Source organism: Streptomyces sp. NPDC058576 (assembly GCF_042718715.1).
In the GTDB taxonomy this organism is placed as follows: Bacteria; Actinomycetota; Actinomycetes; order Streptomycetales; family Streptomycetaceae; genus Streptomyces.
In genome coordinates this window covers 202,696-217,306 of the sequence record NZ_JBHXPF010000001.1, presented here as the reverse complement: position 1 = coordinate 217,306, position 14,611 = coordinate 202,696, and the positions used below count along the sequence as shown (strand labels likewise).

The following is a 14,611-nucleotide window of genomic DNA, read 5'->3' as shown; positions in this document are numbered from 1 at the left end:
TCCCTGCCTACGCGTCGCCGCCCGCGGCGCCCGGATCGGCCGCGGCCACGTCCAGGAGCTCGTAGCGGTCGACAGCCGTCTTCAGGGCCGACCGGTCGATCTTGCCCTCCTTGGCGAGCTCGGTGAGCACCGCCAGCACGATCGACTGCGCGTCGATGTGGAAGAACCGGCGGGCCGCACCCCGGGTGTCCGCGAAGCCGAAGCCGTCCGCGCCCAGCGACTGGTAGGCGCCCGGCACCCAGCGCGCGATCTGGTCCGGCACCGAACGCATCCAGTCCGAGACCGCCACGAACGGGCCCCGGGCCCCTTCGAGCTTCTTGGTCACGTACGGGACGCGCTGCTCCTCCTCCGGGTGCAGGAGGTTGTACCGCTCGACGTCCACCGCCTCGCGGCGCAGCTCGTTCCAGGAGGTCGCCGACCAGACGTCCGCCTTGACGTTCCACTCGTCCGCGAGGATCTTCTGCGCCTCCAGGGCCCAGGGGACCGCCACACCGGACGCCATGATCTGGGCCGGGATCTCGCCCTTCTCGGCGGGGCCGAAGCGGTGGATGCCCTTGAGGATGCCCTCGACGTCCACGTTCTCGGGCTCGGCCGGGTGCTGGATCGGCTCGTTGTAGACGGTGAGGTAGTAGAAGACGTCCTCGTTGGCCTCGCCGTACATCCGGCGGAGCCCGTCCTTCATGATGTGCGCGATCTCGAACCCGTACGCCGGGTCGTACGCGACGCAGCCCGGGTTCGTCGAGGCGAGCAGCTGCGAGTGGCCGTCCGCGTGCTGGAGGCCCTCGCCGGTCAGCGTGGTGCGGCCGGCGGTCGCGCCCAGCACGAAGCCGCGCGAGAGCTGGTCGGCCATCTGCCAGAACTGGTCACCGGTGCGCTGGAACCCGAACATCGAGTAGAAGACGTACACCGGGATCAGCGGCTCGCCGTGCGTCGCGTACGCCGAGCCGGCCGCGATCAGCGAGGCCGTGCAGCCCGCCTCGGAGATGCCGTCGTGCAGCATCTGGCCCGTCGGGGACTCCTTGTACGCGAGCAGCAGGTCCCGGTCGACCGCCTCGTACTGCTGGCCGAGCGGGTTGTAGATCTTCGCACTCGGGAAGAACGCGTCCATGCCGAAGGTGCGGTACTCATCGGGTGCGATCAGCACGAAACGCTTGCCGATCTCCTTGTCCCGCATGAGGTCCTTCAGGATGCGGACGAACGCCATGGTCGTGGCGATCGACTGCGAACCCGAACCCTTCTTCGCAGCCGCGTACGTCTTCTCCTCGGGCTGCGGCAGCGGCTTCGCCCGCACCACCCGGGTCGGGACGTAACCGCCCAGACCCTGGCGGCGGTCGTGCATGTACTGGATCTCCTCCGAGTCACGGCCCGGGTGGTAGTAGGGCGGGTAGCCCTCGTCCAGCTGCTTGTCCGTGATCGGGATGTGCAGACGGTCCCGGAAGCGCTTGAGGTCCTCGACCGTGAGCTTCTTCATCTGGTGGGTCGCGTTGCGGCCCTCGAAGTTCGGCCCCAGCGTCCAGCCCTTGACCGTCTGCGCCAGGATCACCGTCGGCTGGCCCTTGTGCGCCTTGGCCGCCGCGTAGGCCGCGTAGACCTTGCGGTGGTCGTGACCACCGCGGCCCAGGTGCAGGATCTGCTGGTCGGTCATGTCCTTGACCATGTCCCGCAGCCGCGGGTCGTCGCCGAAGAAGTGCTCGCGGATGTACTCACCGGTCTCGGTGGCGTACGTCTGGAACTGGCCGTCCGGCGTGGTGTTCAGCTTGTTGACCAGGATGCCCGTGCGGTCCTGCGCCAGCAGCGGGTCCCAGGAGCGGTCCCAGACCAGCTTGATGACATTCCAGCCGGCGCCCCGGAACTGCGACTCCAGCTCCTGGATGATCTTGCCGTTGCCGCGCACCGGGCCGTCGAGGCGCTGCAGGTTGCAGTTGACCACGAACGTCAGGTTGTCCAGGCCCTCACGGGCCGCGATGGACAGCTGCCCCAGCGACTCCGGCTCGTCCATCTCGCCGTCGCCCAGGTAGGCCCAGACGTGTGACTTGGAGGTGTCGGCGATGCCGCGCGCCTCCATGTAGCGGTTCATCCGCGCCTGGTAGATCGCGCCGAGCGGGCCGAGGCCCATCGAGACGGTCGGGAACTCCCAGAAGTCCGGCATCAGCCGCGGGTGCGGGTAGCTGGACAGCCCGTTCGGGGCCTTCGACTTCTCCTGGCGGAACGCGTCGAGCTGCGCCTCGCTCAGCCGGTCCAGCAGGAACGCGCGGGCGTAGATCCCTGGGGACGCGTGCCCCTGGAAGAAGATCTGGTCGCCGCCGTCGCCCTGGTCCTTGCCCCGGAAGAAGTGGTTGAAGCCCACGTCGTAGAGCGAGGCGGAGGAGGCGAAGGTGGCGATGTGGCCGCCGACGCCGATCCCGGGACGCTGGGCCCGCGAGACCATCACGGCGGCGTTCCACCGGGTCGCGTTGAGGACCTTGCGCTCGATCTCCTCGTCGCCGGGGAAGAACGGCTCGTCCTTCGTGGCGATCGTGTTCACGTAGTCCGTGCTGCGCATCTCCGGCACCGCCACGCGCTTCTCCCGCGCGCGCTCGATGAGCCGGAGCATCAGATAGCGGGCCCGCTCACGGCCGCGCTCGTCGACGGCGGCGTCGAGGGAGTCGAGCCATTCCCGGGTTTCCTCAGGATCAAAATCCGGGACCTGGCTCGGAAGGCCGCCAATGATGATCGGGTTGCGATCGGATCCGGAAGCCACACTGTTCCTTCGCTGTTCGGTGGTGCTCTACGGGGCCTGTTCCGGGGGATGCAAACCCCCGACGACTCTGTCAAATCTGTGTGCCGACTCTGCGTGCACCGCCTCCATCGTGCTACCGCGAAGGCCCGAACGTCATCTCTACCGAGGGGTAACCCGGAGGTTCGGAAAACTCGTCCGCAGGGCACGAGTGTGGGCAGTACGCGGCTGGGTACGGGCAAACCGCAACCTTACGCCCAAGGCGTCCAAGCGTTCCCAAAGCCTGTTCGACTCCTATTGGCGGATCGAAACCGCATAAGCTGAGGAAGGACGTAAACGGATGGAGCGACCTCGGGGCAACCCCTGGAAGCCGCCGGAGAGACATGCCGGAACTTGCGGCGACGTGGCAGGGAACGTCACCGTATAGGCGGTCTCGCACGCTGGGTACTTGCGCGATTCGCCGAGCCCGTGTGGACTACGGCCAACGCCCCGCGCACGCGCGTGGCTGCAGCATTTTCCGAAGACATGATCAGGAGGCAACCCGTGAGCGCGACCGCGGACCACGCGGAGGAGCGGACCAACCCGGCAGCACGCCTGGGGTTCGAGCCCGGACAAGTGGTCCAGGAGATCGGCTACGACGAAGACGTCGAGCTGGAGCTCCGTGAGGGCATTGAGGCCACTACCGGCCAGGAACTCGTCGACGAGGAGTACGACGACGTCGCAGACGTCGTCCTGCTCTGGTTCCGCGACGAGGACGGCGACCTTACGGACGCGCTGGTGGATGCCATTGGTCTGATCGAGGACGGCGGCACGGTCTGGCTGATGACGCCGAAGACCGGCCGTGACGGATACGTCGAACCGAGCGACATCAATGAGGCTGCCCAGACAGCCGGTCTCGCCCAGACCAAGAGCATCAGCGCGGGCAAGGACTGGACGGGCAGCCGTCTGGTCACCCCCAAGGGGGCCAAGGCCAAGCGCTGAACCGCGTTTCGCACCACCCGAGGCCCTCACGGGCGCCCCACCGCGCCCGTGAGGGCCTTCGTACGCCCGCGGCCCCTGCGGGACCGGCCCGCGGCCCCTGCGTAGGGTGGGAGTCACCCGGACGTACCCGGCCCGGGAAGCGGAGAAGCGGCGAAGGGATACGAGTTCCATGACGATCGAGGTCGGCAGCCAGGCCCCGGACTTCCAGCTCAAGGACAACCACGGCCGGACCGTGCGGCTGTCGGAGTTCCGCGGTGAGAAGAACGTGGTGCTGGTGTTCTACCCGTTCGCCTTCACCGGCGTCTGCACCGGCGAGCTGTGCGCGCTCCGCGACGAGCTGCCCCGCTTCGAGAACGAGGGCACCCAGCTGCTCGCCGTCTCCAACGACTCCATCCACACCCTGCGCGTCTTCGCCGAGCAGGAGGGCCTGGAGTACCCGCTGCTGTCCGACTTCTGGCCGCACGGGGAGACCTCGCGGGCCTACGGCGTCTTCGACGAGGACAAGGGCTGCGCGGTGCGCGGCACCTTCGTCATCGACAAGGCGGGCGTCGTCCGCTGGAGCGTCGTCAACGGCCTCCCGGACGCCCGCGACCTGAACGACTACGTCAAGGCGCTCGAAGCGCTCTGAGGCGATCTCCTGGCGACGCCCGGTCAAAAGCCTGTTTTGGCCGGGAACCGGTCACTAGGATCCAATCGTTGATCCGATGGCAACGAACGACGGGGACGCCGGCGTCTGCCGGCCCCTGAGAAAACTACTGGAGGACTCGTGGGAGTCAGCCTCAGCAAGGGCGGCAACGTCTCGCTGACCAAGGCCGCGCCCAACCTGACCGCGGTCATCGTCGGTCTCGGCTGGGACGCCCGCACCACCACCGGGGGTGACTTCGACCTCGACGCCAGCGCGTTGCTGACGAACCCCGAGGGCAAGGTCGGCGCCGACGGCAATTTCGTCTTCTTCAACAACCTGAAGAGCCCCGACGGCTCCGTCGAGCACACCGGTGACAACACCACCGGTGAGGGCGAGGGCGACGACGAGGTCATCAAGGTGAACCTCGCCGGTGTCCCCGCCGACGTCGACAAGATCGTCTTCCCGGTCTCGATCTACGAGGCCGAGAGCCGTCAGCAGAGCTTCGGCCAGGTCCGCAACGCGTACATCCGCGTGGTCAACCAGGCCGACAACACCGAGCTCGCCCGCTACGACCTGAGCGAGGACGCCTCGACGGAGACCGCGATGGTCTTCGGCGAGCTGTACCGCAACGGCGCCGAGTGGAAGTTCCGCGCCATCGGCCAGGGGTACGCCTCCGGCCTGCGCGGCATCGCCCAGGACTTCGGCGTCAACGTCTGACGTTCCGGCGCCAAGGGGCGTCCGGCCGGTCTCGACCCGCCGGGCGCCCCTCACCGGGCGCGTTCGACGCCCGACCCGGGCGCCGAAAGCGCCCGGCAGCGTTTTTTCATGACTCGGGGAGGACACACATGGGCGTCACGCTCGCCAAGGGAGGCAATGTCTCCCTCTCCAAGGTCGCACCCAACCTCACCCAGGTGCTGGTCGGGCTCGGCTGGGACGCGCGCTCCACCACGGGCGCCGCTTTCGACCTCGACGCCAGCGCACTGCTGTGCCAGTCGGGCCGGGTGCTCGGCGACGAGTGGTTCGTCTTCTACAACAACCTCACGAGCCCGGACGGCTCCGTCGAGCACACCGGTGACAACACCACCGGTGAGGGCGACGGGGACGACGAGTCCGTCATCGTCCGTCTCGACCAGGTGCCCGCCCACTGCGACAAGATCGTCTTCCCGGTCTCGATCCATGACGCGGACAACCGAGGCCAGGCGTTCGGCCAGGTCAGCAACGCTTTCATCCGCGTGGTCAACCAGGCCGACGGCCAGGAACTGGCCCGCTACGACCTGAGCGAGGACGCCTCGACGGAGACCGCGATGATCTTCGGCGAGCTCTACCGCTACAACGGCGAGTGGAAATTCCGTGCAGTCGGTCAGGGGTACGCGTCCGGCCTGCGGGGCATCGCTCTAGACTTCGGCGTCAACGTTTCGTAACGCCGCGCACGCCGCGGGGGGCCCCGACACACCGGGGGAGACGCTTTTACCAACACGATGGGGTAGCCAGTGGTTCTGAAAACCTTCGGCTGGTCGTTCGCGGTCACCGCGCTCGGCCTGGTCGCAGCGATTTTCTACGGGGGGTGGCAGGCCTTCGGTATCGTCGCGATCCTGTCCGTCCTGGAGATCTCGCTGTCCTTCGACAACGCGGTGATCAACGCCGGAATCCTGAAGAAGATGAACGCCTTCTGGCAGAAGATCTTCCTCACCATCGGCATTCTCATCGCCGTCTTCGGTATGCGACTGGTGTTCCCCGTCGTGATCGTGGCCGTGAGCGCCCAGCTCGGACCGATCGAGGCCATCGACCTGTCCTTCAACGACCCTGACAGGTACAAGGAACTGGTGACGGACGCGCATCCGTCGATCGCCGCCTTCGGTGGCATGTTCCTGTTGATGATCTTCCTCGACTTCATCTTCGACGAGGACCGGGACATCCACTGGCTCCGCTGGATCGAGCGGCCGCTCGCCAAGCTCGGCAAGGTCGACATGCTGTCGGTCTGCGTCGCGCTGATCATCCTGCTCATCACCGCCATGACCTTCGCGACCCAGGCCCACCAGCACGGTGGCGGGCATGTGGACAAGTCGGCGACGGTCATGCTCTCCGGCATCGCCGGTCTCATCACCTACCTCGTCGTCGGCGGGCTCTCCGGATTCTTCGAGGGCAAGCTCGAAGAGGAGGAGGAGCGCGAGCACGAGGCCGAGGAAGAGGCCAAGAAGAAGGGCAAGCCCGTCACCGGGGTCGCCCTCGCCGGCAAGGCCGCGTTCTTCCTCTTCCTCTACCTGGAAGTCCTGGACGCCTCGTTCTCCTTCGACGGTGTCATCGGCGCCTTCGCCATCACCAACGAGATCGTGCTGATGGCCCTCGGCCTCGGCATCGGCGCCATGTACGTCCGTTCGCTCACCGTCTACCTGGTGCGCGAGGGCACGCTCGACGACTACGTCTACCTGGAGCACGGCGCGCACTACGCGATCGGCGCGCTCTCCATCATCCTGCTGATCACCATCCAGCACGAGATCAACGAGCTCATCACCGGCTCGGTCGGCGTGATCCTGATCGCCCTCTCCTTCTGGTCCTCGGTCAAGCGCAACCGCGCGCTCGCCGCGGAATCCGGCGGGGGCGGCGGCTCGCCGAGCAAGTCCGAAGTGTCCTCCGGGGTGTGACCCGGTAGGGATTGAGGAACGCTCTCTGCGGGGCGGCCCACACGGCGACGGCTCTCCGGGAACTCCCGGACCCGGCCCGGTGGCCGCCCCGCAGTGATGTCCGGGGCGCGGAACAGGCGGCGCGAACAGCGTCAACAGGTGGGGGTAGGGATGGGATTCTTCGACGGCCTGTGGCCGGGGCGCGCGGCGCAGTTCGACTCGGGCAACTCGACGTCGAGCGCCATCGTGCTGTCCAAACGGAACGCCACGATCTCGCTCAGCAAGCAGGGCGCGCTCTCGGGCAACCTCCGGGTCAACCTCTCCTGGCGGATGCGGACCTCGGACATCGAGGGCCGGTCGCGCCAGAGCGGCATGCTGCGGCGTCCCCTCCAGCTCTTCAAGCCCGAGGTCGTCCAGGCGCACACGCAGGGCGTCGTCAACGTCGACCTGGACCTCGGCTGCATGTACGAGCTGATGGACGGCACCAAGGGCGTCGTGCAGCCACTGGGCAGCCTGATCGGCGACCTCAACGGCCCGCCCTACGTCCGCCTCAGCGGCGACGACCGGTTCGGCGCGCCCTCGGGCGAGACCGTCTACGTCAACCTCGACCAGCGCGACAAGATCAAGCGGCTGCTGTTCTTCGTCTACATCTACGACCGGACGCCGGCGTTTGACCGTACCCACGCCAAGATCACGCTCTACCCGGGCAACGGCCCGCGCATCGAGATCGAGCTGGACGAACGCGCGGCGGAGGCCCGCTCCTGCGCGGTGTTCACCGTGGAGAACATCAAGGACGAGCTGATCGTGCGCCGCGAGGTGAAGTTCGTGTACGGCTTCCAGTCGGAGCTGGACCGGCTGTACGGCTACGGCATGCAGTGGGGCCGCGGCTACAAGACCCGCACCTGAGCCGGGGGCCGTACCTCGGTGCTCGGCTCAGGACCGGACGAACTGCGGACCTTGGGGAGGCAGCGCGAAATGAGGGTCGGGCGCGTGCGCGGCGGCTGCCGCCGGCTGGGGATAGCCGTACGCGGGCGGCTCGGCGGGCTGTGGATAGCCGTACGCCGGCCGGTGGGCCGCGGCGGGGGCGGCGGGGTGCGCCACCGGAGGCGGATAGCCGTAGGAGGGCTGCTGGTGCTGGACCGTGGCCTGGGAGTCGGGCCCGGTTCCGGTGGCCGCGGCCGGGACGGGTCCCGGCGGCACGCTCGGCTGCGGCGGCACGGCGGCCGGGAGGGGCCCGGGACCTGCCGGGTCCTGCGCCCCGCCGGCCGCCCGGTCCTCGTCCGCGGCTTCCGACTCGTCCACCGAGATGCCGAAGGCGGTGGCCAGGCCGATCAGCCCGGTGGGATAGCCCTGGCCGACCGCACGGAACTTCCATCCCTCGCCGCGGCGGTACAGCTCGCCGCAGATGATCGCCGTCTCTTCCCCGGTCTCCGGCCGGACATCGAACACCGCCAGCGGCTCGCCCTCGGCGTACGCGGCGTCGAACAGGAGTATCCGCAGGTCCGGGACCTGTTCGAAGGCGGCCCCGTCGGAGGAGGCCGCGATGACCACCTGGTCCACCGACGCGTCGAGCGCCCCGAGGTCCGCCTCGACGGTGTCCGTCAACCCCTCCGGGACACTGCGCTTCGGCAGCCGCCGGACCAGGCCGGAGGGGTGCCGGGGCTGGTTGTAGAAGACGAAGTCCTCGTCGGACCTCACCCGCCCGGACGCACCGAGGAGCAGGGCGGAGGCGTCCACGTCGGGAACCCCGGGGCCCGGGGTCCAGCGCAGCACGGCCCGGACGGCCGCGGCATCGACGGGGACGTTCGAGCCCTTCAGCATCGTGTGCGTCATGACGGTCATCCTGCCTGCTGGGGGCCCGTGCGGACAACGCGGGGGGCGGCACGGCCGTGTCCGGCGGCGGCGCGGGCGCAGCGGGCCCGTACCGCGAGAGGGGAGCGGACAAGGCGCGGGTAACCGGAAATTCATGTACATGGGGAACTGTTGACACCCGTCCGTACGTACTATTACCGGCCACGCGTTGTTCGGCCGGTCAGGCAGTTCGGGGGAAAATCATGCGTCACTTCGGGCACATTTCGCCCACTGCCCGCGAGGGCCTGTTCCACCGGGAGCCCTCCGCCTTCACCGCGGACTCCCCGGCACGCATGCTCTCGGTCGCGCTGGGTGCCACGCTCTACTCCCCGGCCACCCGCCCGTCGCTCGCCGACGACGTGCTGAAGCAGGCCGCGCGCGGTGTCGTCTCCATGGTGCTGTGCCTGGAGGACTCGATCGACGACGCCGAGGTCACCGACGCCGAAGCCAACCTGATCAGGCAGTTCGCCGCACTGGCCGCCCGGGACACGGCCCCAGGGCCCGCCGTGCGCAGCCCGGGCGAAGCCACGGGCGCGGCGGAAGCGACCGGCGCGGACGTCCCGCTCCTCTTCATCCGCGTACGGGAACCGGCCCAGATCACCGACCTCGTGCGACGCCTCGGCGACTCGGTCCGGATGTTGTCCGGTTTTGTACTTCCTAAATTCACCGAGGAGCGGGGAAGGCACTTCCTGGAGGCGCTCGCCGAGGCCGAGACGGCGTGCGGCCGACGGCTCTTCGCCATGCCGGTCCTCGAATCCCCCGAGCTGCTCCATCTGGAGACGCGCGGCGAAATTCTCCAGGGCATCGCCCGCAGCGTCGACAAGTACCGGGACCGGGTGCTCGCCCTGCGGCTCGGCGTCACCGACTTCTGCTCGGCCTACGGACTGCGCCGCGCGCCCGACATGACGGCGTACGACGTCCATATCGTCGCCTCCGTGATCGCCGACGTGGTCAACGTGCTCGGCCGGGCCGACGGCACCGGCTTCACCATCACCGGTCCGGTCTGGGAGTACTTCCGCCGCCAGGAGCGCATGTTCAAGCCCCAGCTGCGCCGCAGCCCCTTCATGGAGGGCCGGGCCGAGGAACTGCGCACGGCCCTCATCGAGCACGACATGGACGGCCTGCTGCGGGAGATCGAGCTCGACCGGGCCAACGGCCTGCTCGGCAAGACCTGCATCCACCCCTCGCACGTGGCGCCCGTCCACGCACTGTCCGTGGTCAGCCACGAGGAGTTCACCGACGCCCAGGACATCCTGAGCCCCGAGCGAGGGGGCGGCGGGGTGCTGCGCTCGGCGTACACGAACAAGATGAATGAAGTGAAGCCCCACCGGGCCTGGGCCGAGCGCACGCTCCAGCGGGCTGAGGTCTTCGGGGTGGCGCGGGAAGAGGTCGGCTTCGTGGACCTGCTGGCCGCCGGCCTGACGAACTGAGCGCGCATCGATGAGCGAGCGTGCGACGAGAGAAGAGATCGTGGACGTGGTGTGGTCGGGCGAGTGGGTGGCCGAGCGGCTCGGAGTCGCCCTCGAAGGCGACGGAGAGCTCCAGGAGCTGCTGGGCCTGGCCCTGCGCCGCAATCCCAAGCGGGCGCATCTGCTGGTGTCCAACGTGCTGGGCAAGCATGTGCCCCAGCGGCCCTCCGTCGTGCACGGGGCCGGGTTCGAGCTCGGTGAGCGGGTACGGGCGCTGCTCGGCGCGCAGGGAGCCCGCCGCGCGGTGGTCCTCGGGTACGCGGAGACGGCCACCGGCCTCGGCCACGCTGTCGCGGACGGCCTGCGGGACGCCCCGTACCTGCACTCCACCCGGCGTCCCGTGCCGGGCGTGAAGCAGGCGGGCGGCTTCGAGGAGGCCCACTCGCACGCCACCTCGCACCTGCTGCTGCCGGAGGACCCCGCGCTGCTGGCGGGGGGCGCGGACGCCTCCACGCTGGTCCTGGTCGACGACGAGTTCTCCACCGGCAACACGGTCCTCAACACCATCCGCGCGCTGCACGCCCTGCACCCGCGCGAGCGGTACGTCATCGTCGCCCTGGTCGACATGCGCTCGGCCGCCGACCGGGACCGGCTGTCCGTCGTCGCCGCCGAGATCGGCGCCCGCGTCGACCTGGTGACGCGCAGCACCGGGACGGTCGCCCTGCCGGACGGCGTGCTGGAGCGCGGCCAGGCTCTGGTGGCGCAGCAGGAGGCGGAACAGGCGAGGCAGGCCGAACAGGCGGAGCGCGCGGAAGCGGCCGCCGAAGGCGCTGCCCCTGCCCCGGCTCCCGCCCCCGTCACCCGCGTCGACCTCCCCTGGCCGGCCGGCGTCCCCGACGGCGGCCGGCACGGCTTCACCCCCGCCCACCGGGCGGCCCTGGAAGCGGCCCTCCCGCTCATGGCGCGCCGGATCGCGGCCGCGCTGGGCGACGAGGCGGCGGAGCCCCGAGGCCACGGCCCCCGCCGGATCCTCGTCCTCGGCTTCGAAGAGCTGATGTACGCCCCACTGCGCCTCGGCACCGCGCTCGAAGCCGCGCTGGGAGCCGACGCCGAGGTCCGCTACTCCACCACCACCCGCTCGCCCGTCCTGGCCGTCGACGACCCCGGCTACGCGATACGCACCCGCCTCGTCTTCCCGGCCCACGACGACCCGGCGGACGGCCCCGGCGACCGGTTCGCGTACAACGTGGCGGGCGCCGGCTTCGACGCCGTGCTCGCCGTCGTCGACTCCACCGCCGACACCCCCGAACTGCACGCCCCCGACGGACTGCTGGCCCGCCTCGCCGAGCACACGCGCCACGTCCTCCTCGCGGTCGTCCCCGCGTATACCCCCACACCTGTCCAGGAGTCCACCGTGCTGCCCGAGCCCCTCCGAGGCCCCGACTTCTCCAGTTACGCGGCGGAGGACGTCGGCTGGCTGCTCCAGGACCTCTCGGACACCGAGCTGGAAGCGCCCACCGAGGAGCGCGAGGAGGCGATCCAGAGCGGTGGCGCGCACTACGCCGAGTCGCTGCCCGTGGAGTACCAGCCGAGCGCCGAGTACCAGGCGCTGTTCACCGCCGCCCTGGAGACCTCCGCCGCGCGCATCGCCCGCGCGGTCGGCACCGTCACCGAGACGGTCCTCGCCGAGCGCGGTCCGCGCCCGGTGCTCGTCTCGCTCGCCCGGGCCGGAACCCCGGTCGGGGTGCTGATGCGCCGCTGGGCCCAGCACCGGCACGGCCTGGACCTGCCGCACTACGCCATTTCCATCGTGCGGGGCCGGGGCATCGACGCCACCGCCCTGCGCTGGCTGGCCGCCCATCACGACCCGGCCGACGTGGTGTTCGTCGACGGCTGGACGGGGAAGGGCGCGATCACCCGCGAACTGGCCGCGGCGATAGTCGAGTTCGAGGCCTCGGGCGGACCCGCCGGCTTCGATCCGGAGATCGCGGTGCTCGCGGACCCGGGCGGCTGTGTGCGGACGTACGGCACCCGCGAGGACTTCCTCATCCCCTCCGCCTGCCTCAACTCCACGGTCTCCGGCCTGATTTCCCGTACGGTGCTCCGCGCCGACCTGGTCGGACCCGACGACTTCCACGGCGGGAAGTTCTACCGGGAGCTGGCCGAGTCCGACGTCTCGGGCCACTTCCTCGACACGATCGCCGCCCGCTTCGACGAGGTGGCGGGTTTGGTCGAGGCCGAGGCCAAGGAACTGCTCGCCGCCGACCGGGCCCCGACCTGGGAGGGCTGGGCGGCCGTCGAGCGGATCAGCGAGGAGTACGGCATCCACGACGTCAACCTGGTCAAGCCGGGCGTCGGCGAGACCACCCGGGTCCTGCTCCGCCGGGTCCCCTGGAAGATCCTCGCCCAGCGCGGAGCGGGCGCGGACCTGGAGCACATCCGGCTGCTGGCCCAGCAGCGCGGCGTCCCGGTCGAGGAGGTCGACGACCTCCCGTACAGCTGTGTCGGCCTGATCCACCCCCGGTTCACGCGGGGCGCGACGGGCGCGGACGGCAAGGCGGTGCAGGGCGCATGAGCGTGACCTCGTCCTCCCCGGCCACGCTGGTGGCGAGCGACCTCGACCGTACGCTGATCTACTCGGCGGCCTCGCTCGACCTGTCCATGCCGGACGCGGAGGCCCCCCGGCTCCTCTGCGTCGAGGTGTACGGCCACAAGCCCCTCTCGTACCTGACGGAGACGGCCGCCGCGCTGCTCACCGAGGTGGCGGCCGCCACCGTCTTCGTGCCGACCACCACCCGCACCCGCGAGCAGTACCACCGCATCCATCTCCCCGGCCCCGCCCCCCGGTACGCGATCTGCGCCAACGGCGGCCACATCCTCGTCGACGGCGTCTCCGACCGTGACTGGCAGCAGCAGGTGGAGACCCGCATCGCCGACGCGTGCGCACCGCTCACCGAGATCCGCGCCCACCTCGCCACCACCGCCGACCCGGCCTGGCTCCTCAAGGAACGGGTCGCCGAGGACCTCTTCGCCTACCTCGTCGTCGAACGTGCTCTCCTGCCCGAGGAGTGGGTGAAGGAGCTGGCCGCCTGGGCGCGGCCGCGCGGCTGGACGGTCTCCCTCCAGGGCCGCAAGATCTACGTCGTCCCGGCGCCGCTCACCAAGAGCGCCGCGATGTACGAGGTCGCCCGCCGCACCGGAGCCACGCGGACGCTCGCCGCCGGGGACTCCCTCCTCGACGCCGACCTGCTGCTCGCCGCCGACCTCGGCTGGCGCCCCGGCCACGGCGAACTGGCCGACGAGGGCTGGCTGGCCCCGCACGTGGTCGCCCTGGAGGAGCGGGGCGGGGCGGCGGGGGAGGAGATCCTGCGGCGTTTCCTGGCGGCTTCGGCCGCGTGATTTCCCCTGCGGGAGGGCGTGGATTGCGCGAGGCTGGGGGCATGACCAAGGGCAACGACACAACGATCACGGACGAGCTGTATGCGTACATGCTGGCCCACAACCCGCCGCTGGACCCGGTCCAGCGGGAGCTGGTGGACACCACGTACGCACGGTTCCCCGACCACGCGGGCATGCAGTCGGCCGAGGAGCAGGCCCCGCTGCTCGCCTTCCTCGTCCGGCTGGTCAGCGCCCGGCACGTGGTGGAGGTCGGCACGTTCACCGGGTTCAGCGCCCTGGCGATGGCCCAGGCGCTGCCCGCCGACGGCACGCTGATCGCCTGCGACATCTCGGAGGAGTGGACGGCGTACGGCCGGGAGGCCTGGGAGAAGGCGGGCGTCGCGGACCGGATCGACCTGCGCATCGCCCCCGCCCTGGACACGCTGCGCGCGATGCCCGCCGAGCCGCACATCGACTTCGCCTACCTGGACGCGGACAAGGGCGGCTACATCGCGTACTGGGAGGAGCTGGTGCCCAGGATGCGGCAGGGCGGGGTCATCGCCACGGACAACGTGCTCTTCCACGGCGGGGTCACGGACCCGGAGGCGACGGGCCCCACGGCGGCGATCAAGGAGTTCAACGACCACGTGAGCGCCGACGCCCGGATGGACAGCGTCCTGCTGACGGTCTCGGACGGCCTGACGCTGTCCCGCAAGAGGTAGCCGGGCGGGCGGCCGCGGCGCCCCGGGCGGCGGGGCCGGCGGGGCTCAGCCGCAGCGGCCGGGGCGGCGGGGCTCAGCCGCAGCACCCGCCCCCGCAGCAGCCGCCGCCACCCCCACCGCCGCCGGACGGCGCGGGAGCGGAACCGGCAGCACCGCCCACGGCCACGGCGGACAGCAGCTTGACGGTGTCGTCGTGGCCCGCGGGGCAGGAGGCGGGGTCCGAGGACCGCGCCATGGGACGGCTGATTTCGAACGTGTCTCCGCAGGTGCGGCAGCGGAATTCGTAACGAGGCATGGGCTCAGGCTAG

General features: G+C 70.1%; 13 protein-coding genes. 10 read left to right on the top strand and 3 right to left on the bottom strand.

Annotated elements, in window-relative coordinates:
• Positions 1-7: 7 nt before the first annotated feature.
• Entirely contained in the window at positions 8-2,740 is a 2,733-nt protein-coding gene (aceE, locus tag ACFWRV_RS00965) for a pyruvate dehydrogenase (acetyl-transferring), homodimeric type (protein WP_384326523.1), read from the bottom strand.
• 519 nt (positions 2,741-3,259) lie between these two features.
• On the opposite strand from aceE, the gene ACFWRV_RS00960 reads away from it, so the two are divergent.
• The 6 genes from ACFWRV_RS00960 to ACFWRV_RS00935 all read left to right on the top strand — a co-directional run bounded on the left by ACFWRV_RS00960 (position 3,260) and on the right by ACFWRV_RS00935 (position 7,849).
• Positions 3,260-3,697 (top strand): DUF3052 domain-containing protein, encoded by a 438-nt coding sequence (locus ACFWRV_RS00960; protein ID WP_030585952.1) that lies wholly within the window; start codon positions 3,260-3,262, stop codon positions 3,695-3,697.
• A 169-nt stretch (positions 3,698-3,866) separates the two neighbouring features.
• Entirely contained in the window at positions 3,867-4,325 is a 459-nt protein-coding gene (locus ACFWRV_RS00955) for a peroxiredoxin (protein WP_003969401.1), read from the top strand.
• 138 nt (positions 4,326-4,463) lie between these two features.
• Positions 4,464-5,039, top strand: coding sequence for a TerD family protein (locus ACFWRV_RS00950; protein WP_007452409.1), 576 nt, complete (start codon positions 4,464-4,466; stop codon positions 5,037-5,039).
• A gap of 128 nt (positions 5,040-5,167) precedes the next feature.
• Positions 5,168-5,743 (top strand): TerD family protein, encoded by a 576-nt coding sequence (locus tag ACFWRV_RS00945; RefSeq protein WP_384326520.1) that lies wholly within the window; start codon positions 5,168-5,170, stop codon positions 5,741-5,743.
• 69 nt (positions 5,744-5,812) lie between these two features.
• Positions 5,813-6,964 (top strand): DUF475 domain-containing protein, encoded by a 1,152-nt coding sequence (locus tag ACFWRV_RS00940; RefSeq protein ID WP_384326519.1) that lies wholly within the window; start codon positions 5,813-5,815, stop codon positions 6,962-6,964.
• 150 nt (positions 6,965-7,114) lie between these two features.
• Complete coding sequence (locus ACFWRV_RS00935; RefSeq protein WP_384326517.1) at positions 7,115-7,849, top strand: Tellurium resistance; 735 nt, start codon at positions 7,115-7,117, stop codon at positions 7,847-7,849.
• A 27-nt stretch (positions 7,850-7,876) separates the two neighbouring features.
• Here ACFWRV_RS00935 and ACFWRV_RS00930 read toward each other — a convergent pair whose 3' ends face one another.
• Positions 7,877-8,785, bottom strand: a complete 909-nt coding sequence (locus ACFWRV_RS00930; protein ID WP_384326516.1) for a TerD family protein — start codon at positions 8,783-8,785, stop codon at positions 7,877-7,879.
• A 212-nt stretch (positions 8,786-8,997) separates the two neighbouring features.
• Here ACFWRV_RS00930 and ACFWRV_RS00925 point away from each other — a divergent pair, with 212 nt between their 5' ends.
• From ACFWRV_RS00925 to ACFWRV_RS00910, 4 genes are read left to right on the top strand one after another with little or no spacing between them, the layout of a single operon-like run.
• On the top strand, positions 8,998-10,224 hold the full coding sequence (locus tag ACFWRV_RS00925) for an HpcH/HpaI aldolase/citrate lyase family protein (RefSeq protein ID WP_384326514.1): 1,227 nt from the start codon (positions 8,998-9,000) through the stop codon (positions 10,222-10,224).
• 10 nt (positions 10,225-10,234) lie between these two features.
• Entirely contained in the window at positions 10,235-12,778 is a 2,544-nt protein-coding gene (locus ACFWRV_RS00920) for a phosphoribosyltransferase (protein WP_384326512.1), read from the top strand.
• Positions 12,775-13,602, top strand: coding sequence for an HAD family hydrolase (locus ACFWRV_RS00915; RefSeq protein WP_384326510.1), 828 nt, complete (start codon positions 12,775-12,777; stop codon positions 13,600-13,602). Before ACFWRV_RS00920 ends, ACFWRV_RS00915 begins: the two co-directional genes overlap by 4 nt.
• A 41-nt stretch (positions 13,603-13,643) precedes the next feature.
• Positions 13,644-14,303 carry an O-methyltransferase gene (locus ACFWRV_RS00910; RefSeq protein WP_384326508.1) on the top strand — a complete coding sequence of 220 codons (660 nt, stop codon included), beginning with the start codon at positions 13,644-13,646 and terminating at the stop codon, positions 14,301-14,303.
• Between the two features lie 73 nt (positions 14,304-14,376).
• On the opposite strand, the gene ACFWRV_RS00905 is transcribed toward ACFWRV_RS00910, so the two are convergent.
• A complete protein-coding gene (locus tag ACFWRV_RS00905) occupies positions 14,377-14,598 on the bottom strand; it encodes a zinc ribbon domain-containing protein (RefSeq protein WP_384326506.1) in 222 nt (73 codons plus the stop codon).
• Positions 14,599-14,611: the final 13 nt, after the last annotated feature.